The organism is Thiomicrospira microaerophila (assembly GCF_023278225.1).
Taxonomy (GTDB): domain Bacteria; phylum Pseudomonadota; class Gammaproteobacteria; order Thiomicrospirales; family Thiomicrospiraceae; genus Thiomicrospira; species Thiomicrospira microaerophila_A.
Genome location: NZ_CP070959.1, coordinates 1609450 through 1632903, shown reverse-complemented (window position 1 = coordinate 1632903; position 23454 = coordinate 1609450). Strand labels below are relative to the sequence as shown.

Below are 23454 nucleotides of genomic sequence, written 5' to 3'. Positions count from 1 at the left end.
GGATAACGGATAACTATGGACATATTAGAAAAAACGGATTACGTCCTAGGGGCGAAAGAGGTTCAACAAACCATTTTGGTTTTGAATTTATCTGTAGCTCAAATTGAGCTTTCTATTACTGAGGGTGATAATTCAGTAAATGCTTTAATTGACTCCTTCCGCTTTATGACCCAGCATATCGAAGAAATTCAATCGGCTACGGAGAAAATGTCAGAAGTCGAAACGGATGATATTATTTTCCATAAGCAACATTCTTTTTTGTTGAATCAGACGGGTGAGCTGGCGCAAAAAATGCAACAGGCCATCATCGCTTTTCAGTTTTATGACAAACTTAGTCAGCGTCTGGGTCACGTTTCACATGGTTTGTCAGGTTTGGCCGAAATCGTATCGCATGAAATGCGCGTGAAAGATGTTGAAGAATGGAACGAGTTTAAGCAAGCGGTTCGTCGTGGAACGACGATGAGAGAAGAAGAAGAGTTGTTTGAGCTTATTTTTGACCAGCACATTCCATCTGTTCAGGCCATTGAAATCATGAAGGAACGCATGATGAAGCGTATGAGCGATGATAAAGAAGAACAGGAAGAAATAGAGCTGTTTTAAAATCGTCATTGTTTAGTTGTTTCTTTAATTCTTAAGCCCCTTATTGGGGCTTTTTGTTTATCAGGGGCTTGAAATTTATAACTTTGTCGCCATTAAAAGAGGGTCGTTTAATAACAACCCCAAGGAGACTTTTTTAAATGAGTATGAGTAAAGAAACCCATGTTTTTCAGACTGAAGTAAAGCAATTACTTAAGCTAATGATCCATGCCCTTTATAGTAACAAAGAGATTTTTTTGCGTGAATTAATTTCAAATGCTTCGGATGCTTTAGATAAGTTGCGCTTTGAAACCGTGTCAAATGATTACTTAAGTGAAGGCGAGTCTGATTTATTTATCCAGCTCGAGTTTGATAAGGAAGCTAAAACCATTACGTTGCGTGACAATGGTATAGGTATGACACGCGATGAGGTGATTGAAAATATTGGTACGATTGCAAACTCGGGTACCAAAAAGTTTTTGGAAAAAATGACAGGGGATCAAGCTAAAGACAGCCATCTAATCGGTCAATTTGGTGTCGGATTTTATTCAGCTTTTATTGTAGCAGATAAGGTAACGCTGAGAACCCGCAAAGCTGGCGCTGCAATAGATCAAGGTGTTGAGTGGCAGTCAAATGGTGAAGGTGAATTTACATTAGAAACCATTGAGAAAGCAAAAAAAGGAACCGAAATTGTTCTGCATTTAAAAGATGAGATGGATGAGTTCTTGAGCGACTATCGGTTAAAAAATATTATTACCACCTATTCTGACCATATTAACTTTCCTATCCAGATGCTTGAAGAGGTATCTGTTGCAGCTGATAAAGACAGTGAAGAACAGGATGTTGAAACGGTTACCGAGAAGCAATGGAAGCAAATTAACAAGGCAACGGCTATTTGGACGCAACCTAAATCAAGCTTGACGGATGAAGAATACAATAATTTCTATCAGACCATCTCGCATGATTTTGAGAAGCCTTTGGCGGTGATGCATAACAAGGTTGAAGGAACGTTAGAGTATACCTCGTTACTTTATCTTCCTAAAAAAGCCCCTTTTGATTTATATGATCGTGATCGCCGTTATGGTTTAAAGCTATATGTAAAGCGAGTGTTCATTATGGATGATGCCGAGCACTTGATGCCTGCTTATTTACGTTTTGTCCGTGGGGTGATTGATTCCAATGATTTACCATTAAATGTTTCTCGTGAAATTCTTCAGAGCAATCAGGTAGTGGATAAAATCCGTTCAGCTTCGGTTAAACGTGTGCTAGATCAGTTATCTAAGATGGCGAAGGCGGATGATCGAACTGAATACGAAGGTTTTTGGGATCAATTCGGACAGGTTCTAAAAGAGGGTTTGATTGAAGACTTTGCCAATCGCGATAAGCTAGCTAAACTCATGCTGTTTGCATCAACCCATACTGGTGAAAAGTCACAACGTGTCCGCCTTGAGGACTATGTTTCTAGAATGAAACCTGAGCAGGAAGCGATCTATTACATAGTTGCTGATAAGCATACTGCGGCATTAGGTAGTCCGCACCTTGAAGCTTTCCGTAAAAAAGGGATTGAGGTGTTACTGCTTTCTGACAGAATTGACGAATGGTTAGTTGCACATTTAACTGAGTTTGAAGGTAAGTCACTGAAGTCAATTACGCAAGGCGATATTAAAGAGTTGGCTGAGGATGAGTCGAGCTTGACCGAGGATCAGAAAAAACAACGTACTGATTTGGCTGAAAAAGTTAAAGCGGCGTTAGGTGACCAGGTAGCGGATGTTAAGATGACGAATCGTTTAACAGAATCTCCAGCGTGTATTGTTGCCGAAGAAGGGGGGATTACACCTCATATGGCGCGTCTTATGGAGCAAATGGGACAGTCGATGCCACAGGTTAAACCGATACTAGAATTAAATCCGGATCATGCTTTAGTTGTGCGTTTGGCTGCGATTGATGATGAAGAGCAAACTAAACAGTGGTCTTTATTCTTACTAGAGCAAGCTCAGCTGGCCGAAGGAGACCAGTTAGCTTCACCGGCTGATTTTATAAAACGTGTTAATCTTTTATTGGCGCGAACTGCATAAACTTACTAGAGTGTATTTGCTTATTAAATGGTTTTCGCTAGACGATCTGTTTAATAAGCATAAAATAAGAATATCATTATAAAACTATATTAGAATTTCTTGATATGAGCTGTGAGTTGTATTAATATAGCAATCGTTGTTTTCAACAACTCCTCTTGAAGAGCTTTTATTGTCTTATGACAAAGCCGATGCCAAATTTAGCGTCGGCTTTTTTTATTTTTAGTCTAGTACTGCGGTAGTAATAAAGTTTATTTCAAAAATCAACACTTCGTTCGGACCGATAACACTGCCCGCGCCACGTTCACCATAGGCCAAGTCTGCAGGTACAAATATTTCCCATTTCGAGCCCGCATTCATCAGTTTTAATGCTTCTTGCCAGCCAGGTATCACTCCATTGAGTTTAAATTCTATCGGTACGCCACGATTGTAAGAACTATCAAATTCACTACCATCAATCAGCCGACCTCGGTAATGCGCAATAATTACATCACTATCGGTTGCTTTGGGACCAGTGCCTTGTTCAACCACTCGGTATTGCAGGCCACTTTCTAATTGATTGACCCCCGGTTTGGTTTTATTTTCGTTAAGGAAGGCTTTTCCACGTTCTAGGTTTTGTTTTGCAAGAGCGGCATAACGCTCGTTTTGCTTCATCTCTAAGGCTTGAGTAAAGTCTTGAATAGCTTTTGCCATTTGCTGCTCACTGAGTTTTAGTTCGTGTTTTTTTAAACGATCTCCCAGTCCAAGTAAGAAGGCGTCTACATCAAGTTCAATCCCTTGGCTTTCGAGATTGTTTGCAAGGTCGACACCGATAGCATAGCTGGCTTTTTGTTCTAGATTGTCAAAATTGGCCAAAGCATTTTGACTGATGAAAAGAGTGCCAATCAGCAGGGCGCTTTTTTTTATTTTCGATGAGAGTGACATAGAGCTCCTTATTAGTTATCGTAAAATGGAGCTTTAATTATACTCGTTAGAAATTGATTAAATGCAAGAGTTCGTTATTTTGCCTAGATGCGTAGGGTTTTTTGATCTAGTATTTTGTTAAGCTTGGCTAGTTTTGCTATGATCTTTATTCATTAACGTTTATGAGAGAGTGATGATGGGCGCAATTGAGCAAGAGACTATATGGACGCAAAAGTACAGTGAATATATTAATCAGTATAACGCTCGCCCTGCACGCATTGTTTATCAACGCGATCGAGCTAGGGTGATTCACTCCGCATCTTTTAGACGTTTACAATCTAAAACTCAAATTTTTGGTTTAAACGAGTCTGATTTTTTTCGTACAAGACTCACCCATTCGATGGAGGTTGCCCAGATAGGATCCGGCATTGTCGAGCAACTTATTACCGATGGCGAAGATAAAGCTTATGTTGAATGGTTGCCTTCTTTTTACCTTATCGAAGCCATCTGTTTAGCACATGATTTGGGACATCCGCCGTTTGGACATGGCGGGGAGGTGGCATTAAACTATATGATGCGTCATCATGGTGGATTTGAAGGGAATGCTCAAACCTTAAGAATTCTCTCTAAGTTAGGTGAGTATACGCCTGATAACGGGATTGACCTATCGCGCCGAGCCACATTGGGGGTGTTAAAATATCCTGCTATATATGATGAGGTCATTAATCATAATCCGACTTATTTGCAGCAGTTAGTTGAACCTGAAGTTAGTGATTTCAAGGTGTGGAATATGCAGGCCTGGTCGCCACCCAAAAGTATTTATCAAGAGGAGCGCCCGATTTTTGATTGGGTTCTTGACGCTTTTTCTGAACAAGATCGTATGCAGTTTACCGAGCTAGAACTGGGGTTAACGCCTAAGCATGCTAAAACTTGTCATAAGGCATTTGATACCACCATTATGGAGCTTGCTGACGATATTGCTTATGGTATTCATGATTTAGAGGATGCGGTAGCGATGAAAATGGTAACACGTGATCTCTGGCAGGCGGAGGTAATGGACAATCCATTATTTAAAACCTACGGTTTATGGGATGATGTGATGACCGAGCGTTTGTTTAGTGGGAGTTCAAAATCACGCAAGCATGCAGTGAGTAAGATGGTCGGTTTAATGGTAGAGCATGTATTTGTGGCTGAAAATAGGTTATTTTCTCATCCACTTTTGCATTACCAGGCCTGCTTGCCTGAAGCGCAAGCGGTGGTGTTGGATTTATTGAAGAAATTTGTGTTTAAAAATGTGATTAGCATTCCCGAGGTAAAGGGCATGGAGTATAAGGGGCAATTGATCGTAATGGAGTTATTTAAAGCGCTGGATGCGAACGCCGATAGATTGTTGCCTTCAAATACCCTTAAAAAGGTGCAAAAGGCTGAATCTGAACGTGAACGCAAGCGTGTTATTTGTGATTATATTGCCGGTATGACCAACACCTATGCATCGCGTCTGTATGAGAAATTTTTTATGCCGAAAAGTGGTTCCATTTTTGATCGATTGTAATTTAAATAAGGAGGCATCTTGTCTGAGCTAAACCAAACCGAAGGCCTGCCCAAAATTCGCTTAGCGGTATCCAACTGTTTATTAGGGGTCAAATGCCGTTACAACGGTGGCCACGCTCAAGATGATTTTTTGACCGACCGTTTAGCAAAGTTTGTTGAGTTAATTCCGTTTTGTCCTGAAGATGCGGCGATGGGAACCCCTAGAGAATCAGTGCGCTTATGTGAGGTGGATCAACAGATTCGCGTATTAGGCGGTCGTTCAGGAACGGATTATACCGATGGCTTGGTTGACTATAACCGTAAAATGATTGATCGGTTGGTAAAAAAACAGATTGATGGTGCCTTAGTTAAAGCTAAATCGCCTTCCTGTGGTTTGGATAGAATTAAAATTTATAAACCTACAGGGGAGTGGTTGGGCTCGGAAAAAGGGATTGGTCAAGGCTTGTTTACCCAAGCGCTACAGCAAAAAATGCCTCATATTGCGCTGGAGGATGAAGGACGTTTGTTTGATCCGTGGTTGCGTGAGAATTTTGTACTGCAATTATTTAGTCTCGCTCGCTGGCGAACATTTATCAGTCAGCCTCAGAGTGTAAAAAATTTCCAAGTTTTTCATCGTCGTCATAAGTTTTTACTTTTATCTAAAAATGAAGCTTTGTATCGACAAATGGGGCCTATTGTTGCGCAAACTACGAGTCAAAATTGGGAAGAATCGACCGAACGTTATCAAGATTTATTTTGGCGGGTGCTGGCCTCGAAAACACAGCGTTCGGCAATGATTAATGTATTGGATCATTTATACGGTTATGTAAAATCTCAGGTCAGTGATTATCAGAAAAACCTATATCTTGAAAGTTTAGAAGAGTTTCGAGAAGGGATTATTCCATTGATTGCTCTAATGAAGCTGTTGCGTCATTGGGTTGTAGAGTTTAAGGTCGATTATTTATCAGACCAATGGATTTTTGATCCTTATCCGGCTGAACTTGCACTGCGTTCAGAGATTAACGCATTTAAAAATCTTGATAAGCGAGGTTAGTGAGTCGGCAACCAGGCCTGGTTGCCGAATGAATAAGCATGGATTGTAATTTTTAAGGATTGAGATTCTCGTAATAAGCAGCTAACCCTTCAATTTCTTCATCAGTGAGGTTTTTGGCGATATTTTGCATCATCGCATTCACATCGTTATTGCGTAAACCAGAACGGTAAGCTTTTAGCGTACGTACGGCATAGTCGGCTTCCTGACCGCCTAAAGCAGGGAATAGGTCTCCGTTTCCTTGTCCCTCAGCACCGTGACAGGCCGCGCAACTCATAATGCCGCGAGACATATCTCCCATGCGAACGAGTTGGCCTATATGGTCATCCGCATAAAAGCCGGCATCCTTACCTTTTGGCAGATCTTGTGAAGCGTAAAATACAGCCAGATCCGAAATGTTTTGATCGGTTAAATCTTTTGAAATATAGGTCATGATTTTAGCTTGACCGTAGCTTTCAGCACGGCGATCATCACGGTAGTCAATAAGAACCTTTTTAAGATAATTGGCCGGTTGTGCATTTAAGTTCACAAAATTACGTGAGTTGGGTTGACCGGTGACTGCATGGCAGGAAATACACATAAGTTGATTGTGGGCTTGTTCTCCGCGCTGAATGTCACCCTTAGGCATGGCTGAAATTGTTGCGCTAAGCTGGGCGCTATCCCATGCGATCACTTCTCTGGCTTTTGTTGTGACGCTTGGCTTTTGGATTGAAGCCTCCTTAGCTGGTGTGCTAACCTGGCTGCTAGCTTCAGTCAAGCTTGTCTGGCTCGCAGTGGATATTTGAGTTTCGTTTTGGTCACCAGAGCAACCAAACAATAAGGTTGCTACGGATAAACCAACTAGGCTTTTAGCTGTTTTCATGTTTAAAATTTTAGTCATCATCTAATCCTTACTTATCCGAAAACGTCCTTAACAAAGGTGCGGTGCCAATTTTTTTGGTAAACGGCTTCAAGCGAGGCCTGCGCAGGTGAGTCGATAATTGGCGAGACACCGGCTGATTTACCTTTAGGTTTAATGAGACCATCACGAACTTCATAAATTGCTGAAATACTAATACCGTAGCGTGATCCGACTAGGCTGAAGCAGACGTTAGAGAAGATTGCGTTGCCTGGGGTTTCACCTTTTAATTCCGCCGCAATTGCTTTAGCCGCTACTTTTGCTTGAGTATTGGCAGCGTTACCAGATTTTGGCATCGCATCGGCGATCGAGCTGTCGCCTAAAACATAGACGTTCTTTTGAATTTCAGACTCAAAAGTATTGCGCTGGATTGGGCACCATCCAGATTGATCGGTTAACCCAAGGTGTTGAGCGATTTTTCCTGCACGTTGATTAGGTATAAGGTTGCACGCATCATATTTGATTTCTGTGCCGTGATCGGTTTTGACGACTTTTCGTTTAGGATCAACTGCTATAACCTTACCACCTTCGTCTAATGAGACCCATTCAATCATTGAATTGTCACTACCAAAGCCATACAAACGCTCCCAGCCTTTACGGAAAGGACCAAATTTTGAATGGTTGTTCTTGGGGTCAAGGATCAATACCTTGCCGGTTGGATTATGCTTTTGCATCCACTCAGCAAACATTGACGCCCGCTCATAAGGGCCGGGTGGACAGCGAAACTCACCTGCTGGTGGGGAAAGCACAAAGGTCCCACCCTGAGGCATACTTTGAACTTGATCACGAAGTAATAGGGTTTGCGGGCCTGCTTTGTAGGCATGCGGTACCTGAGAAGCGGCTACTTCAGCGTCAAGGCCTTCATGGTCTTCAAAACGAAAGTCAATTCCAGGTGAGAGCACCAATTTGTCATAGCTGATTTTTTCACCTTTTGCGGTGCGTACTTGTTTTTTATCGAAATCGACATCTGTCACACTGTCAAATAAAAACTGAATTCCATACTGATTTCTTAGGGTGTCATAGCTAAAAGTTAATTCATCAAGGGTATGCAAATCGACCATGACATCATTGGTGCGCAGGCACGTAATGTATTCCTTGTTGGGCTCAATAACGGTAATTTTGACATCTGAATCAGCGAATCGTAAGTATTTAGCAAAGGTCGCACCACCAATACCACCGCCGACAACCAAGACATGCTGTGCGTTTTTAGCAAAGGCTTGATGACTTGCGCCAAATAATCCGGATAGTGCGACAGCACCCAAGCCAAAGTGTTTAATCAGTTCACGGCGTGAAAAAGTAGGAAGATTATTGTTCATTTGCAAGCTCCTTAGGATTCCACTGTTCAGCAGGCTGTTCAGCAAACCAAAGTGCCATCGCCTTGATTTCTGCATCCGTGAAACCACGAGCCACGCGGTCCATGATGGTGGTAGCACGACGACCTTCTCGATAATCAATCATGGTTTCAGTAAAAAACTTGGGGTCTAACCCAGCAAGTCCCGGCATAGATTCGTAGAATTCACGACCCATAGTGCCGTGACAGGGCGCGCATAACCAAGCCATTGCTTCTGGATCAAATCTTAGTTCATCATTTGTTGCATGTGCTTTGGCGCCTAATGCTAGCAGGCCTGCAGCAAATAACGGAGCAAGTCTTTTCATAGAACAGCATCCTTAATTTAGTATGAAATCGGCAAAATATTTTATATAAAGAAAATCTGCTACATCACAAGTTTTTTTAATAGATGCTTATAGAGAAAACTTATAAGAGGATAAACTGGAAGTTATAACGCCAACTTTAGCTGGCGTTATTGAAAGAAAAGCCTTTGGCTTAGAATTTGAATGTTTGCTTAGCTTCTGCATTAACTAGTGGTGGCGCAACCGTTTCAAATAATGATTCCTCAAGCCACTCATGCTCGCTCAGGCGTGTAACCAGTAGTGCTTCCATCGCTGGGCTTTGTCCAACTATCGCAAACAAGCGACCGCCGAGTTTTAGTTTGGTTTTATAGCTATCAGGCAACTTGCTGCAAGAGCCTGTGAGCACGATCACGTCATAATCTTTTAAATCATTCCATGTCTGAGAGGCATCACCTAGGTAAAATTTAATATTGTCAAACGAACCTAGTCGGGTTTTAGCCGTGGTTTGTAAAGACTCAAAAAGTTCAACCGTGGTCACCGATTGGGCCAGACTGGCGAGTAATGCGGTCATATAGCCACTGCCGGTACCTATTTCAAGAACCTCATCAGATTCAGCAACATCAATCGCTTGCATAATTTTGGCTTCTATCTTTGGAGCTAGCATCTGTTGGCCTTCTCCAATGGGTAGTTCAATATCAGAGTAGGCTAGTTTTTGTTGGCTTTCAGCTACAAATTGATGTCTGGGCAAGTTTTCTAATAGGTCAAGCACTTGAGGGTCAAGCACGTCCCAAGGACGGATTTGTTGTTCAACCATAAAAAAACGCGCTTGATCTAGGTTCATAGACTTTTCCTTGTTTGTTAGCGATTGATTTCTCGTTTAGAGAGGTTTTAATAAAATATCCAAGGATTATAACGAATTTTTTAATCTATGGGGAGATGGCGTTAACATGAAGTGAGCCATTGTGGCTAATTTTATTAGTAAGGTTGGGTTTTGTGCTAAACTAGCCGGCTGTTTTAAATTAGGATTAATTAAAAGGTGTGTCATGTCAAATCGTCCCCAAATAGCTGAATTGAAATCCCCTGTGATCGACTTGAGTAAGTCGCTGGTGGGCGGAGGTTTGCTGGTAAAAACCTATGGTTGCCAGATGAATGAATATGATTCAGAAAAGATGGCACATCTTTTAGAAAATACCCACGGTTTACGCTTGGTTGAAACACCTGAAGAAGCCGATGTGTTATTAATGAATACCTGTTCAGTTCGTGAAAAAGCGCAAGAAAAAGTGTTTGATGAGTTGGGCAAGTGGAAAAAGTGGAAGGCAGAAAAGCCGCATCGTGTTATTGGCGTTGGGGGATGCGTTGCATCTCAGGAGGGCAAGGTAATTCGCCAGCGTGCGCCTTATGTCGATGTTATTTTTGGACCTCAAACCTTGCACAGGCTGCCCGCAATGATTAACGAAGCCTTGGGAACTCGCTCAATCAAGGGTAAAGCTAAGGCGGTGATTGATATTTCCTTTCCTGAAATTGAGAAATTTGATTATCTTCCTAAACCTGAATCCAGTGGTGTCTCGGCTTTTGTATCAGTGATGGAAGGCTGTTCCAAATACTGTACATTTTGCGTGGTACCTTACACGCGTGGCGAAGAGGTGAGTCGTCCATTTGAGGATGTGCTTGCTGAAGTACGAAGTCTAGCCGCGCAAGGAGTGCGTGAAATAAACTTGTTAGGTCAAAATGTGAATGCTTATCGTGGGCTAATGGCCGATGGAGAGATTGCAGATCTAGCGGTGTTAATGCATGCTGTACGCCAAGTGGAGGGGATTGATCGAATTCGCTATACCACCTCGCACCCAAATGAGATGACTTCAAGTATTATTAATGCGTTTGCTGAGATCCCAGAATTGGTTTCTCATTTGCACCTACCCATTCAAGCCGGATCGGATCGGATTCTGGCGTTGATGAAGCGAAACCACTTAGCGTTAGAATACAAATCAATTATAAGAAAGGTTCGAGCACATCGTCCTGATTTGAGCTTGTCCGGCGACTTTATTATTGGATTTCCCGGTGAAACCGAAGAGGATTTTCAGGCTACCATGAAGTTGGTTGAAGACTTGAAATATGACCGTTCGTTCAGTTTTATCTATAGTCCAAGACCCGGAACCCCTGCGGCAGGCCTGCCGGATGACGTGCCAATGGATGTGAAAAAGCAACGTTTATATGCTTTGCAGGAACTTTTGAATCAGCAAACCTTGGTCTATAGTGAGGCGATGGTTGGAACGGTACAGCGTATTTTGGTTGAGCGTTTGTCACGTAAGTCAGCCAATGAGATGGCTGGGCGTACTGAGAATAACCGTGTTGTGAACTTCGAAGGTGACTTGGATATGATCGGTACCTTTGTGGATGTGCGTATTACCGAGGCTTTATCGAATTCTTTACGCGGTGAACTGGTCGGTAAACCTGAGGCGGGGCGTTCACATTCACAGTTTTATGCCTTGTGATTCGAAAATTTTATTTATAAAATGAAAACCTTAACTCTTAGGTAGTAGAATTTTGTCTGAATCTCAAACGTGTCTTCTTGAAACCATTCATTTTGAATTGGGGCCACAAAACAACGAACAGCTGCAAAATCTTTGTGGCTGGCACAATCAACATATCAGCCAGCTTGAGCTTATCCTTGGTGTGGAAATTAACCAACTAGGATTTAATTTTCGGGTCACCGGTCAGGCAGAACGCTTGGTAAAAACTGAGCAGTTATTGCGTGACTTGTATCTACAAGCCAAGCAAAAAACCTTGTTGCCTGAAGATATTCACCTTAGCTTGCAGACACGGGGTTTTGATCACCCCAAGCCACTGGATTACAAGCAGTCTATTGTTAAAATTCGCAGAAAACCAATTAAAACGCGCAACCCTAATCAAAGTAACTATGTAAACCTAGTGCAACAAAAGGATGTTAACTTTGGTGTTGGGCCGGCAGGAACCGGCAAAACCTATTTGGCGGTTGCCTGCGCGGTAGCGGCTCTGGAGGCAGAACAGGTAAGGCGTATCGTATTAACCCGGCCAGCGGTTGAGGCGGGTGAAAAATTAGGCTTTTTGCCCGGTGATTTAACGCAGAAGGTCGATCCCTATTTACGGCCGCTATATGATGCCTTGTTTGATATGTTAGGCTTTGAAGCGGTGGAGCGTTTGATAGAAAAGAATGTGATTGAGATTGCCCCCTTAGCCTTTATGCGAGGCCGTACGCTTAATGAGGCATTTATTATTTTGGATGAAGCCCAAAATACCACGGTTGAACAGATGAAGATGTTTTTAACTCGGATGGGATTTGGTTCTAAGTCTGTCATCACGGGTGATATTACTCAGTGTGATTTGCCCAAGCATCAAAAGTCGGGTTTAAGAGATGCGATTGAAGTGCTTGCAGAAGTGGATCAAGTCGGTTTTACCTTCTTTCAAGCGCAAGATGTTGTGCGCCATTCTTTGGTGCAACGTATTGTTCAGGCTTATGAAAATCAATCTCGCCAACAGCGACAGGGGCATTAAGCCATGGCAGACAGAATAATAGAATTACAGTGGGCAACTGAGGATAGCACTTTGCAAGCCATATTAACCCAGGCACGTTGCCAGGCCTGGTTAACAGAGGCATTGCAGCCGGATTTAGCTGAAACTGATATTGAAATAACGCTACGGATTGTGGATAACGAAGAAAGCCAACAGCTGAATCGTGATTATAGGGGGATGGATAAACCCACCAATGTCCTGTCGTTTGAGTTTGACATGCCGTTTGAGCTTGACGTGGATGAACCTCTGTATCTTGGTGACCTTGTCGTTTGTGCGCCTGTTGTAGCACAAGAAGCAAAAGACCAGGGCAAATCCCTTGAAGCCCATTGGGCACACATGCTTGTGCATGGATGTCTACATCTTCAAGGTTTCGATCATATTGATGATCGCGAAGCCGAGCAAATGGAAGCTTTAGAGCAGCAAATTATGCAACGACTTGGGTTTGACAATCCTTATAACGACTAAATTAAATTTAATTCCCTTTAATTTTTGGAGACTAAAAAGCATCATGAGTGACGCAGACAGTAGTAACGGTTCGTCTTGGTTAGAGCGAATTACACGCTTATTTTCAGGCGAACCCGAAGATCGTGAAGATTTACTGGAGATGTTGAACGAGGCACAAAAGCAAGGTTTGCTTGATACGGATGCCCTGTATATGATTCAAGGTGTTTTAGGCGTCTCTGAGACTCGAGTGCGCGACATAATGGTACCGCGTCCTCAGGTGGATGTGATTGATGAGTCTGAACCCTTATCTTTAATCCTAAAAGAAATTGCTGAATCCGCGCACTCACGCTATCCTGTTGTCTCAGAGAGTAAGGACGAAATTGTCGGCATTTTACTCGCAAAAGATGTACTGCGTTTAATGGTTGAGGGTAAGCTTAATTCTATTGAAGATTTGCGAGCTATTTACCGTCCCCCTGTGTTTATCCCTGAAAGTAAACGTGTGAATGTCTTGCTTCGGGAGTTCAAATCAAGCCACAATCACATGGCCTTAGTGGTGGATGAATATGCCGCTTTAGCAGGCCTGGTTACTATCGAAGATGTACTGGAACAAATTGTGGGTGACATTGAAGATGAACATGATGAAGATGAAGAAGACTATATCAAACCCCAGAATGGTGATTGTTTTAAGGTGCAGGCCATTACCCCATTGAGTGCCTTTTTTGAAGAATTTGGCGTGGATTTGTCTCAAGAGAATGAGTCAAACAGTGAAACGCTAGGTGGCTTGGTGGCCAGTGTTTTAGGGCATGTGCCGCAAAAGGGCGAAGAGTTGGAGCTGCAAGGCTTGCTTTTAAGGGTGATTAAAGCTGACAATCGACGCGTGCATTTGTTCTTAGTCAAACCTTTGCCGAATAACACAGATCTAATCGACTAATCATGCGGCTATTATCAATTATCAAGCAGGTTTTTCAACCTGATCGTTTTGCTGTACTGGCGTTTATGCTGGGGTTGACGAGCGTTTTTTCTTTTCCGCCGTTTGGGTTTTCGTTTCTGGCTTTGGTCTCCTTGTTGGGCTTGTTTTGGTTGTGGGCTCGACAGGCTGACACGCCTTTAAAGGCTTTCAAATATGGGCTCTGGTTCGGATTGGGTCAATTTGGATTAGGTGTGAGCTGGCTGTTTTCGAGTGTCTATTTCTATTCTGATGCAGGTATGATCTCTGCGATTTTGATTGTGATAGGGTTTGTTTTATTGCTGTCACTCTTTCCTGCCTTTGCGGGAGGATTAGCACGGCTATTGTTGCCCTCAAATCGAACCCCCAATTCATCTTTTTTCTTTTTAGTTATTTTATTGCCAGCTAGCTGGGTTATGTTTGAATTAGTGCGTGCCCACATCTTGGGCGGCCTTCCTTTTTTGTTACTTGGCGGAAGTCAATTGGGTGATTTGCTTGATGGCTATTTGCCGGTTTTTGGGGTTTTTGGGGTTAGCTTTTTATTGGCGAGTATGGCGGGGATGCTGCTCAGTCTGTGGTTAACTGCTCGCTTTTTTTGGGGTGTTTTAGCTTTGGTGGCGCTGATTTTACCTGCTTGGTGGCTGCAACAAGTGGATTGGGTTGAGCCGATTGATCAGCCTGTCAACGTCGCTCTAGTGCAGGGCAATATTGCTCAGGATTTAAAATGGCAAACAGAGCGCTTTATTCCGATGGTGCGTGAGTATATCGCTTTAACCCGTGAAAATTGGGATGCTGATTTAATCGTTTGGCCTGAAACTGCGATTCCTGGTTATTATGACCAAGCCTCGCGAATTGTGTTAAGAAATCTGATTAATGAGGCGACAGCGCAGCAAAAGGATGTGTTGGTTGGCGTGATTGTTCGTGAAGCTGACTCTGATGTTTATTACAATGCGATGGTTAATCTGCGTGATTCAAGCCAGCAGTACCACAAACGTCATCTAGTGATGTTTGGTGAGTATTATCCTTTTGCAGGCCTGGTCAGTTATTTTGCCAATCAGTTTGGTTTTCCTTTTTCCCAATTTACGGCGGGTCATTCAGCGCAGCCCCTATTGAAATTGGCAGGCCATTCAACCGGTGTATCAATTTGTTTTGAAATGATGTTTGGTGCTGAGTTAGCAGCGGATGCCAGGCAGGCACGCTATTTTGTAACCACTAGTAATGATGCCTGGTTTGCACATACGTTTGAGCCGGCCCAATTGAGGCATGAAGCCCAGTTGCGTGCCCGTGAGTTGGGCAGAGAAATTGCAAGAGCAACCAATACAGGCTACACCGTGATTATTGATGTTAAAGGCCAGATTAAAGCAGAAATACCTGCTTATGAAATGGGTGTTTTACGTGGTGATATTCAACCCTATCATGGGATCACGCCTTATGCACGCTGGATTAATTGGCCTGTGTGGAGTTGGGTTATTCTAATATTAGGTTATGCTGCTTGGAAAAGAAAGTACCGGCCCTAAACTGGGTCGTTGTTTTGTAAATCAGGTTCTTCAGGTTTGGTTTCAGGGTGCGCTAGGTGCCAAGCGTGAGTGAACTTTTGGTGATCAAGTTTTTGTTGTAGTAGATTGACGGCTTGGATATATTGGTCTATATGGCGGGCATTGCCTTTTTTAAGGCATTGAACCAGGTGTCTATAACGAGTCGGTAGAAAGGCTTTAAAGTGGACGATTAATCCTTCCACATCCTCTGTTTCTAGGATGCGTTTTTCTACTTCTTGGCGCGCTTGCCATTTATACCGACTTTCAAAACCTTCAAACAGCTTGCCTATAAAGTAAATCAGCACAGCACTGACAATAAAACTGGCAAAGATATTACCACTCAACCATGCACCTACAAAAGTTAATATTAGCAGGATTAACATGGTCACCGGAATGGTTAATACTTTGACCCAAATCTTTTCTCCCATTAATTCTTCTTCAATCTGCTTAAGGTTGAACTGATCTGTGTCTACTTGTTGAAGTCGTTGCAATAAGCTTTCAGCTGCTGGTTTGCTTGGTTTGGTCGGCTGGTTTTTTTCAGTATGCTGGGCCATGAACTTACTATGCTGGGCTTCGTGATTTTTTAGGTTGCGCTGCCTGGGGGCACTGATATGTATGGCGCTGTTGGGTTTCTAGGCAGTAGGCGGTCAATAATCCACCCCATAAACAGCCAGTATCGGTAGCATGAACTTGATAGCCATCTAAACCACCTAGTGTTGACCAGTGGCCAAAAAATATTTGATGGTCTTTGTTGCGGCGATTGGGGTGGGTAAACCAGGGTTGGTAGCGGCCAAACGAAGAAGAAGGTGCGCCTTTTTGTTCGAAGTCAAGTTTGCCATGCGGGTCACAATAACGCATTCGTGCAAAAGCATTGACGATATATCTTAGACGTTCCCATCCGCTAATCAATGGGTGCCATTCGCGTGTTTTAGATCCAAAAAGATGATGCTTGATAAAGTCTTGCCATTGTTCTCCTCTTAATATGGTTTCGACTTCTTTTGAATATTTTAGGGCTTCTTCGACAGACCATTGAGGAGGAATGCCTGCATGTACCATGATTGCCGCATACTGTGGGTGTTTGACCAATAGCGGTTGTTGGCGTAGCCAATTGATCAGCTCATCCGCATCGGGTGCGTTCAGTATGGGTTCTAAGGTGTCCGATTTGGCACGGTACTTTTCTACTCCTAAAGCACTCGCTATCAGATGAAAGTCATGATTGCCCAAAACCATTTGACCAGTTGTACCGAGTGATTTGACAAACCGCAAGCACTCAAGAGATTGGGGGCCTCGATTGACAATATCACCGACAAACCAGAGCTGGTCTTTCGCCGGATGATAATTAATCTGCGCTAACAGGGCTTGAAGCGGATCAAAGCAGCCTTGTAAATCGCCGATAATATAAGTCGCCACAGTTTATCCTTGTTCCTTTTTGAGCTGGGTGAAAAGGTTGGAGAGCCGAACAAAATCTGCAATTTCGAGTGCTTCCGCACGCAAACCGGGATCAATATTACAGTGCTCAATCTGTTCTCCGGTAAGCCAATTTTTTAAGGTGTTACGCAGGGTTTTACGTTTTTGGCTAAAAGCTTGTTTAACCAAAGCTGCAAAATCAGAAAACTGATCGGCTTTAAAAGGAGGGCTGGCGTATGGAATTAGGCGCACTATTGCTGAGTCTACTTTGGGTGCAGGCGTAAAGTTTTCCGGGCCTACTGTAAATAAATATTCGGTCTGACAGGCATATTGAACCATCACGCTAAGGCGGCCAAAAGCCTTGTTTCCGGGCGTGGCAGTTAAGCGCTCAACCACCTCTTTTTGCAACATAAAGTGCATATCACTAATTATTTCAGCCTGATCTAACAGGTGAAAAATCAGCGGGCTTGAAATATTATAGGGTAAATTTCCTACCATTCTTAGTTTTTCACTAGGCCTGCTAGTGAGCTGACGATAGTCAAATTTAAGAGCATCGGCATTATGTAAGTGAAATGCGGAGTGGTGTTGAAAACGGCGGGTCAAGGGCGCTATTAAATCACGATCAATTTCAATAATATCCAGTTTAGCTACACGGTCTAGCAAGGGTTCCGTGAGTGCGGCTTCACCGGGTCCAATTTCAACCAAGTGTTGATTGGCTTGTGGCGATATGGCAGCTACTATATTGTGAATGACGCTGGTATTATTCAGAAAGTTTTGACCAAATTGTTTTTTGTGCTTATGTCCGCTCACGTTGCGCCTCCAGCATTTCTAGCGCGACTTGAATCGCATAATGAAAACTACCGGTATCTGCTTTTCCGGTGCCGGCCAGCTCAAGGGCGGTTCCATGATCAACCGATGTGCGGATAAAGGGCAGTCCAAGGGTGATATTGACTGCATTTCCAAATCCCATGTGCTTGAGAACCGGTAAGCCTTGATCGTGATACATCGCAAGTATCGCATCAGCTTGATGCAACTTGGTTGGTGTAAAGAGGGTGTCTGCTGGATAGCAACCTCGGATATCCATCCCCTCGGTTTGGAGTTGTTGAATAACCGGGTGAATAATGTCTATTTCTTCACGCCCCATGTGCCCATCTTCGCCGGCATGTGGGTTTAAACCGGCAACCAATAAGCAAGGTGAGTCAATGGCAAAATCTTGTTCAAGTGCCTGATAGGTGATACGCATAACCTTGTCGAGCAAAGAGGGGGTGATTGCCGATGCGACATCAATCAGCGGTAGATGGGTGGTAGCCAGCGCAACTCTTAAACCAGGCGTCGCCAGCATCATGACCACTTGTTCGGTATTGCTTAATTCAGCTAGTAATTCGGTGTGTCCGGAAAATTTGAGCCCCGCTTGGTTAATAATACCCTTGTGAACGGGTCCAGTAATCAAGGCAGAGAACTCATTGTTTAGGCAGCCTTGGGTAGCACGTGTCAGCATCTCTATAACATAGTCTGCATTGGCAGCATTAAGCACACCGGCGCTAGCGGGTTGTCTGAGGGTGATGGGTAATACAAATATTTGTCCGGGTTGGCAAATCGTTTCAGGCGCATCGGGTCGGTAGCTGAGAATTTCAAGCGGAAGGTCTAGCTGTTCAGCGCGTTGTTGCAGAAGCTCTGGGTCACCGAGCACGACCCATTGAATCGGCCAGTGTTGTTGAGCCAGTTGAATGACTAGGTCAGGCCCAATGCCTGCCGGTTCGCCAGAAGTGATGGCAAGACGTGCAGGTTTCATTGGCTCACCACATTGAGTTTAATGTCAATGTAAGCTTCGTCACGTAAACGGCGCAACCAAAGATCAAATGTTTCATTGGCTTTGCGCATGCGTATAGCTTGGATAGCTTCTTGCTCAAGCGTAATGCCTCGCTCTTTACCGGTTTCGATAAGGGCATGGAGTTTAACGATATGGTAGCCGGAAGGGCTTTCGATAATAGGACTGATTTCGCCAGGCTGTAATCGCTCAATTGCATCAGCAAAGAATGAGGGGATTTGGTCAAACTCCAGACGTCCTAAGTCGCCTCCATTCAAGGCTTGACTGCCTTCGGAATAGCGAACGGCAAGTTGTGCAAAATCCTCACCAAGGCGCAGGCGTCGATGAATATCTTCAACCTTGTTTTCCAATTCAATGCGTTGTTCACGAGTAGGTGAGTCTGGACGAGTGATTAAAATATGGGCAAGGTGATAGAGAAAGTTGTTTTGCTCTAACTGGCGGCGCTGAATAAAATGTGCGACTTCTTGCTCGGTAACAAATATTTGGCTGATGACTTCAATTTCTCTTAGCTTTTGAATTAGGATTTGATCGCTAATCTCTTGGCGAACTTGAGCAAAGCCATTTGGCATTTGGCGGTTCAATGCATCAATGAGTTGCAGTAGGGTAAGGTTATTAGCTTCTGCCATTTGCAATAGTTGTTCGTTTACTTCCTCATCGGAGACGCGCAACCCACGCTGGCGCGCCCGTTCCTCTTGTAAGGTTTGCATAATCATGTTGTCCAGAACACGTTGGCGCAGACTTTCGCGATCTGGAATAGTGATTTGTCTTTGTCTAAGCTCAACCATAGCTTGTTGGATTTCTTCGTTAAGTTCGCTTTGAAGGATAATTTCATCATTGACCACCGCAACAATGCGATCAAGCAGCGTTTGTGCATGCAGTGGTGCTGTGAATATCAGTGCAAAGCTAAGGCTAAGTAAAATAAAACTGAATTTTTTTGAGGTTTGCCACATAGTTTGTCTTTTTTCTTGAGTTAAAAGTTTAAAGATTGTTGGATTTGATCGGTCATAGGTTGCCCTATAGAACTGAGTCCTTTGAACTCAATTACATATTTAACCGAATAATTATAACGCCCATCAGCAATTTGTTCTTGTTTAAACATCAGTTCTGATGCCCAGCAGCAACTATCATAACGCAGTCCTGCGCTAAACTCACGATAACTACTGGTTTCGAGGTCGTAGTTAAGGTAGCTGGCGACCTGCCAATCTGAACTTAGACTTAAAATAATTCCACTGGCTAGATTTTGTTGACGTTGTTCCGGGTTATTGAGAGCTAAGCCTTGATGAATCGCTAACAGATCAAGCGGTTGCCACGCATTCCATTTTAAGCGATTGAGCGTTTGGTTGAGTTTTAAGTTGTCTGGATCAAATTGGCTGGTCGATGCGATGTCAAGCTTTTTAAAATGGCTGGACAACTTTACAAAATAATCGGAACGTTGGGTGCTATCAATCTGTTGTTCGCTCAGATTGACATGTCGATCTTTAAGGTAAAAAATCTGACCCAAAGCCAGCTCTCCCAGGGCTTGCCCTTGGTGATTAAAAAGACGGTTGCTCAAGGCTAGGCTGATTTGTTGGGTATCGCCTATCCGATCGAATCCACTAAATCGGTTTAGTTGAAATAGGTTGCTAAAGTCAAGGCTGTTATTGCCGGTATCAAACAGACTTAAGTGACTTTGATCCTGATAGGGAACATAGAGCCATTGAATTTGTGGTTCAAGGGTTTGAATAAATGCGGTGCCGCGAAAGCTCAAATCACGTTCGAAAACTAAGCCACCCCTCAGGGCGTATTGCATGACCAGGCTGTCGCTATTTGAATTGTTAGCGGCATTGGTTAATTGATAGTGTCGGTAATTGGCTTGGATATTCGCTTGAGCAAAACCATAGGGTTGGTCGATTCGATAGGTCAATCGAGGCTGAATAACAACACGTTGACCTTGGTGCAGGTATGGATCATCAGTCAATCCATTGCCTAATGCTTGCGCTCGAACATAGCCGGCATCGACAAAGTTATTGAAGCCGGAATAACGTTTGAATTCTGTTGCCTCTGCATAAAGTTCAGTTTTTAATCTCCCCCAGTTCTGTTGCCAATTTATGCCAATTTCAGGGCTTTTTTCTAAAATGGTTTGTTCACCGTTACGCAAAGGTAGATAGCCATGGTGTTGAATGTGCGCGTTTAAGTTTGATTGCTGAAAATTGAATCTTACTTGGCGTTCGAGAGCTTGAGATTGACTGCCGAGGTTTAGGCTTGTCTGGCTCAGACCAAGTGGAAAATCATTATAGAAGTCCGGATCAGATACTTCGTGCCATTGAACTTGGCTAGTCAGTTGAGCATTCCAATTTTGTTGACCTTGCATGCTGGCGCGCCAGCGGGTGTCATTGGCGACCATTTGTTGGTCTTGCCCTTGTGGGTCAAGATAAGCTAAACCTTGTTTTTTTACAAGTTGATCTTGGGTCAGTGCTAATTGAACTTCTCCTTGATGCTGGCGTTGAAGGTAGCGCCATTCGGTATCAAGCAGTAGGCCGCGTTGTTGTAAAAAAAGAAAATTAAAGGTTGCGTCATAGTTGTCTGCGATAACCCAGTAAAAAGGAATAGCAACGAGCATTTGTGACTGAGACAAAGCCGCGGGTTTATGGCTGCCAAAAGTCGGAAACAAAAAGCCGGTGGCGCGTTGATCCAAAGGGACATCAATGTAGGGGGTATAGAGCAGAGGCACGCCCTTCACGCTGAGAAAGCCATGATGACCATAAAGTCGGCGCGTCTTTTGATTGATTTCAAGCCGATTAAAATTAAGCTGCCAAGCCGGATTATCTAACGAGCAGGTTGTAAAAGTAGCTTGAGTTAATTGGCTGATTTGCTGCCCACCATCAAAGTTAAGTTGGCTAGCTTTACCATGATAGCCGCTGGGTTTAAGTTGATAGGACAGGTTATCCAGTTGAGCCGTTTGCTCTGGCTGATTATAAAAAGCCGACTCGCTACTGAGCAGAAGGGTTTGATGATGTAGTTGAATAGTGCCTTTTAATCTCATGGCTTGACGAGCTCGGTCGTATTCTATTTGGTCGGCGAGCACAACCAGGCCTGGTTCTGTTAGCCGAACCTTGCCGATTAATTGAATCTGAAATTGATCAGGTTGTCGAAGTTGATTCGCCTCAATCTGGGTTTTAGATTCACTGTCAGGGAGGGGTAAAGGGGGGAATAACCAATCAATGCCACAGGTCAATGGGGGCGTGGTTTCAGTGTTCTGAGTTTGCCCCATCGCCAGTGTCGATAGACCCATTAAAAAAACAAAAAGAGGCGTGAGCCGGGTAAAAATTGACATTTTCTATACAAAACTATCTAATTGGCAAAGATTCGGGGTATTTTACCTGACTTATTAATCAAGCGTTGACTAAAGCAAATTATGGATTCCAGATTTTTACAGATGCAGGCCTGGTTGGCAAACCTATCTCGGTTTCAATCGGGCGAATTAGATTCACCGGTTGCGGCTTCGAGTGATGCGAGTTTTCGACGTTATTTTAGAGTCCTGTTTAGAGATAGGCATGGCGAGCAGAGCTGGATTATTATGGATGCGCCGCCGGAAAAAGAGGATTGCCTGCCTTTTATTCAGGTGTCGAAGCAGTTAGCCTCGCTTGGGTTGCAGGTTCCAGTTGTTGCCGAGCAAGATTTGTTGCAAGGGTTTCTTTTGTTGACTGATTTAGGCTCGACCACTTACCTCGCTGCCTTGACTCCTGCGAATGCCGAAGCGCTTTACGCTGATGCATTGCGTGTGTTGGTTAAATTACAAACTCAGGCGGATGCGAGCCTTTTGCCTAAATATAGTCCGGCATTACTTGGTCAAGAAATGGCGCTTTTTAATGATTGGCTGGGGCAAGCTCATTGTGATTTAGTGATGTCAAAGCTTGAGCAGCAGGCCTGGTTAGAAACCCAACGTTATTTAATTGACTCAGCTCTAGCGCAACCGCAGGTTTATGTCCATCGTGATTATCACAGCCGAAATCTTATGTTGACTAGAGAGAACAACCCGGGGATTTTGGATTTTCAGGATGCGGTTCTGGGCCCTTTGACCTATGACGCGGTGTCTCTATTGCGTGATTGTTATGTCGATTGGCCTGTTGAGCAGGTGCGTGAATGGCAGCGACAGTATTTTTTAATGCTATGTCAGCAGGGCAGTCTAACCAAAAGCGAATGGACAGGCTTTATCCAAGCGATGGATTGGATGGGGATTCAAAGGCACCTCAAAGCTTCGGGCATTTTTGCTCGCCTCTATCATCGCGATGCTAAAGCCGGATATTTAAATGATATTCCTAGAACACTAAACTATATTATTCAGACAGGCTCGGGCTACGCAGAGATGCTACCATTGGTAAATTGGACAGAAAAGCTGGCCTTTAGGTTTGCTGAGGTTAGGATTTGATGGCGTTGAAAGCGATGATTTTGTCGGCAGGTAGAGGCGAACGTCTGCGCCCACTTACCGATACTACGCCAAAGCCTTTGCTTCCGATTAACGGCAAACCGATGATCGTTTTTCATTTGGAAAAACTGGCAGAGGCCGGGGTGAAGGAGGTGGTAATTAACCATGCGTGGCTGGGCGAACAGTTTCAGGAAGCACTCGGTAACGGCGAAAAATGGGGATTAAAAATCCATTACTCAGCCGAACCTGATGGCGGATTGGAAACGGCCGGTGGCATCATTCAAGCCTTGCCTTTGCTTGGAGATCAAGCTTTTTGGCTAGTCAATGGCGATGTGTTTACTGATTTTGATTTTTCAAACCTACCTCGTAAACTGCCCAAGCCGTTGCAAGCCCATTGCGTTCTGGTGCCTACCCCTTGCTACAAGGCTCAAGGCGATTTTGGTTTGAATCAAGCAGGCCTGGTTTTACCTCAGGGGGAGTGGACTTTTTCGGGCATGAGTGTTTTTCATCCTCAGTTTTTTTCTGGACTCAGAGCCGAGCGTTTAGCCTTAGCACCACTTTTGCGTGAAGCGATGCGATTACAACAGGTTTCTGGGCAAATTTATCGGGGCGATTGGAGTGATGTCGGTACGCCGGAGCGGCTTGCTCAAATCAATCAAAGACAAAAGAGTTTATAAG

At 43.7% G+C, this 23454-nt stretch carries 22 protein-coding genes; 11 read left to right on the top strand and 11 right to left on the bottom strand.

The genetic code is table 11. The features are described from left to right. Window positions 1–15 precede the first annotated feature (15 nt). Both JX580_RS07925 and htpG read left to right on the top strand, forming a co-directional pair. On the top strand, window positions 16–600 hold the full coding sequence (locus tag JX580_RS07925) for a hypothetical protein (RefSeq protein WP_248850008.1): 585 nt from the start codon (window positions 16–18) through the stop codon (window positions 598–600). A 143-nt stretch (window positions 601–743) separates the two neighbouring features. Further along, on the top strand, window positions 744–2651 hold the full coding sequence (gene htpG / locus JX580_RS07920) for a molecular chaperone HtpG (protein ID WP_248851905.1): 1908 nt from the start codon (window positions 744–746) through the stop codon (window positions 2649–2651). Window positions 2652–2870: 219 nt separating this feature from the next. Here htpG and JX580_RS07915 read toward each other — a convergent pair whose 3' ends face one another. Then, on the bottom strand, window positions 2871–3572 hold the full coding sequence (locus tag JX580_RS07915) for an FKBP-type peptidyl-prolyl cis-trans isomerase (RefSeq protein WP_248850007.1): 702 nt from the start codon (window positions 3570–3572) through the stop codon (window positions 2871–2873). A gap of 172 nt (window positions 3573–3744) precedes the next feature. Here JX580_RS07915 and JX580_RS07910 point away from each other — a divergent pair, with 172 nt between their 5' ends. Further along, window positions 3745–5103, top strand: a complete 1359-nt coding sequence (locus JX580_RS07910) for an anti-phage deoxyguanosine triphosphatase (RefSeq protein WP_248850006.1) — start codon at window positions 3745–3747, stop codon at window positions 5101–5103. 18 nt (window positions 5104–5121) lie between these two features. Further along, on the top strand, window positions 5122–6135 hold the full coding sequence (locus JX580_RS07905) for a YbgA family protein (protein WP_248850005.1): 1014 nt from the start codon (window positions 5122–5124) through the stop codon (window positions 6133–6135). Between the two features lie 52 nt (window positions 6136–6187). Here JX580_RS07905 and JX580_RS07900 read toward each other — a convergent pair whose 3' ends face one another. The 4 genes from JX580_RS07900 to JX580_RS07885 form a co-directional block, all read right to left on the bottom strand. Then, complete coding sequence (locus tag JX580_RS07900; RefSeq protein ID WP_248850004.1) at window positions 6188–7015, bottom strand: c-type cytochrome; 828 nt, start codon at window positions 7013–7015, stop codon at window positions 6188–6190. Window positions 7016–7026: 11 nt separating this feature from the next. After that, the gene (locus JX580_RS07895) at window positions 7027–8346 is read right to left on the bottom strand and encodes an NAD(P)/FAD-dependent oxidoreductase (RefSeq protein ID WP_248850003.1); all 1320 of its coding nucleotides are present in this window, start codon (window positions 8344–8346) and stop codon (window positions 7027–7029) included. Beyond that, window positions 8336–8686 carry a c-type cytochrome gene (locus JX580_RS07890; protein WP_248850002.1) on the bottom strand — a complete coding sequence of 117 codons (351 nt, stop codon included), beginning with the start codon at window positions 8684–8686 and terminating at the stop codon, window positions 8336–8338. The genes JX580_RS07895 and JX580_RS07890 overlap by 11 nt, the downstream gene beginning before the upstream one ends. A 169-nt stretch (window positions 8687–8855) precedes the next feature. Continuing rightward, window positions 8856–9503 (bottom strand): protein-L-isoaspartate O-methyltransferase family protein, encoded by a 648-nt coding sequence (locus JX580_RS07885; RefSeq protein WP_248850001.1) that lies wholly within the window; start codon window positions 9501–9503, stop codon window positions 8856–8858. 202 nt (window positions 9504–9705) lie between these two features. Here JX580_RS07885 and miaB point away from each other — a divergent pair, with 202 nt between their 5' ends. Genes miaB through lnt form a run of 5 tightly spaced genes read left to right on the top strand, consistent with a single transcriptional unit; the run spans window position 9706 to window position 15118 of the window. After that, a complete protein-coding gene (gene miaB, locus JX580_RS07880) occupies window positions 9706–11154 on the top strand; it encodes a tRNA (N6-isopentenyl adenosine(37)-C2)-methylthiotransferase MiaB (protein WP_283103578.1) in 1449 nt (482 codons plus the stop codon). 52 nt (window positions 11155–11206) lie between these two features. After that, window positions 11207–12193 (top strand): PhoH family protein, encoded by a 987-nt coding sequence (locus JX580_RS07875; protein WP_248850000.1) that lies wholly within the window; start codon window positions 11207–11209, stop codon window positions 12191–12193. 3 nt (window positions 12194–12196) lie between these two features. Beyond that, on the top strand, window positions 12197–12676 hold the full coding sequence (gene ybeY, locus JX580_RS07870) for an rRNA maturation RNase YbeY (protein WP_248849999.1): 480 nt from the start codon (window positions 12197–12199) through the stop codon (window positions 12674–12676). A gap of 43 nt (window positions 12677–12719) precedes the next feature. Then, window positions 12720–13586 (top strand): HlyC/CorC family transporter, encoded by an 867-nt coding sequence (locus JX580_RS07865; RefSeq protein WP_248849998.1) that lies wholly within the window; start codon window positions 12720–12722, stop codon window positions 13584–13586. A gap of 2 nt (window positions 13587–13588) precedes the next feature. Next, complete coding sequence (gene lnt, locus JX580_RS07860; protein WP_248849997.1) at window positions 13589–15118, top strand: apolipoprotein N-acyltransferase; 1530 nt, start codon at window positions 13589–13591, stop codon at window positions 15116–15118. Here the strand turns inward: lnt and JX580_RS07855 are convergent. The 6 genes from JX580_RS07855 to JX580_RS07830 are packed head-to-tail and all read right to left on the bottom strand — an operon-like array spanning window position 15115 to window position 21684. Then, window positions 15115–15690, bottom strand: coding sequence for a hypothetical protein (locus JX580_RS07855; protein ID WP_248849996.1), 576 nt, complete (start codon window positions 15688–15690; stop codon window positions 15115–15117). The genes lnt and JX580_RS07855 overlap by 4 nt on opposite strands. A gap of 7 nt (window positions 15691–15697) precedes the next feature. Continuing rightward, a complete protein-coding gene (locus JX580_RS07850) occupies window positions 15698–16546 on the bottom strand; it encodes a symmetrical bis(5'-nucleosyl)-tetraphosphatase (protein WP_248849995.1) in 849 nt (282 codons plus the stop codon). Between the two features lie 3 nt (window positions 16547–16549). Then, on the bottom strand, window positions 16550–17353 hold the full coding sequence (gene rsmA / locus JX580_RS07845; protein ID WP_248849994.1) for a 16S rRNA (adenine(1518)-N(6)/adenine(1519)-N(6))-dimethyltransferase RsmA: 804 nt from the start codon (window positions 17351–17353) through the stop codon (window positions 16550–16552). Beyond that, window positions 17340–18335, bottom strand: coding sequence for a 4-hydroxythreonine-4-phosphate dehydrogenase PdxA (pdxA, locus tag JX580_RS07840; RefSeq protein WP_248849993.1), 996 nt, complete (start codon window positions 18333–18335; stop codon window positions 17340–17342). Before pdxA ends, rsmA begins: the two co-directional genes overlap by 14 nt. Then, on the bottom strand, window positions 18332–19321 hold the full coding sequence (locus JX580_RS07835) for a peptidylprolyl isomerase (protein WP_248849992.1): 990 nt from the start codon (window positions 19319–19321) through the stop codon (window positions 18332–18334). Before JX580_RS07835 ends, pdxA begins: the two co-directional genes overlap by 4 nt. Before the next feature lie 20 nt (window positions 19322–19341). Then, complete coding sequence (locus JX580_RS07830) at window positions 19342–21684, bottom strand: LPS-assembly protein LptD (protein ID WP_248849991.1); 2343 nt, start codon at window positions 21682–21684, stop codon at window positions 19342–19344. Window positions 21685–21765: 81 nt separating this feature from the next. Between JX580_RS07830 and JX580_RS07825 the strand changes: the two genes are divergently transcribed. Together JX580_RS07825 and murU are read left to right on the top strand one after the other, a co-directional pair. Beyond that, entirely contained in the window at window positions 21766–22779 is a 1014-nt protein-coding gene (locus JX580_RS07825) for an aminoglycoside phosphotransferase family protein (RefSeq protein WP_248849990.1), read from the top strand. Next, complete coding sequence (murU, locus tag JX580_RS07820; protein ID WP_283103577.1) at window positions 22779–23453, top strand: N-acetylmuramate alpha-1-phosphate uridylyltransferase MurU; 675 nt, start codon at window positions 22779–22781, stop codon at window positions 23451–23453. Before JX580_RS07825 ends, murU begins: the two co-directional genes overlap by 1 nt. Window position 23454 lies beyond the last annotated feature (1 nt).

Coding starts and splice junctions, on each gene's coding strand:
- JX580_RS07925 (WP_248850008.1), top strand. CDS start 16: ATGGACATATTAGAAAAAACGGATTACGTCCTAGGGGCGAAAGAGGTT.
- pdxA (WP_248849993.1), bottom strand. CDS start 18,335: ATGAAACCTGCACGTCTTGCCATCACTTCTGGCGAACCGGCAGGCATT.
- murU (WP_283103577.1), top strand. CDS start 22,779: ATGGCGTTGAAAGCGATGATTTTGTCGGCAGGTAGAGGCGAACGTCTG.
- JX580_RS07910 (WP_248850006.1), top strand. CDS start 3,745: ATGATGGGCGCAATTGAGCAAGAGACTATATGGACGCAAAAGTACAGT.
- JX580_RS07835 (WP_248849992.1), bottom strand. CDS start 19,321: ATGTGGCAAACCTCAAAAAAATTCAGTTTTATTTTACTTAGCCTTAGC.
- JX580_RS07830 (WP_248849991.1), bottom strand. CDS start 21,684: ATGTCAATTTTTACCCGGCTCACGCCTCTTTTTGTTTTTTTAATGGGT.
- JX580_RS07895 (WP_248850003.1), bottom strand. CDS start 8,346: ATGAACAATAATCTTCCTACTTTTTCACGCCGTGAACTGATTAAACAC.
- JX580_RS07865 (WP_248849998.1), top strand. CDS start 12,720: ATGAGTGACGCAGACAGTAGTAACGGTTCGTCTTGGTTAGAGCGAATT.
- JX580_RS07915 (WP_248850007.1), bottom strand. CDS start 3,572: ATGTCACTCTCATCGAAAATAAAAAAAAGCGCCCTGCTGATTGGCACT.
- JX580_RS07885 (WP_248850001.1), bottom strand. CDS start 9,503: ATGAACCTAGATCAAGCGCGTTTTTTTATGGTTGAACAACAAATCCGT.
- JX580_RS07900 (WP_248850004.1), bottom strand. CDS start 7,015: ATGATGACTAAAATTTTAAACATGAAAACAGCTAAAAGCCTAGTTGGT.
- lnt (WP_248849997.1), top strand. CDS start 13,589: ATGCGGCTATTATCAATTATCAAGCAGGTTTTTCAACCTGATCGTTTT.
- miaB (WP_283103578.1), top strand. CDS start 9,706: ATGTCAAATCGTCCCCAAATAGCTGAATTGAAATCCCCTGTGATCGAC.
- JX580_RS07855 (WP_248849996.1), bottom strand. CDS start 15,690: ATGGCCCAGCATACTGAAAAAAACCAGCCGACCAAACCAAGCAAACCA.
- htpG (WP_248851905.1), top strand. CDS start 744: ATGAGTAAAGAAACCCATGTTTTTCAGACTGAAGTAAAGCAATTACTT.
- JX580_RS07890 (WP_248850002.1), bottom strand. CDS start 8,686: ATGAAAAGACTTGCTCCGTTATTTGCTGCAGGCCTGCTAGCATTAGGC.
- ybeY (WP_248849999.1), top strand. CDS start 12,197: ATGGCAGACAGAATAATAGAATTACAGTGGGCAACTGAGGATAGCACT.
- JX580_RS07825 (WP_248849990.1), top strand. CDS start 21,766: ATGGATTCCAGATTTTTACAGATGCAGGCCTGGTTGGCAAACCTATCT.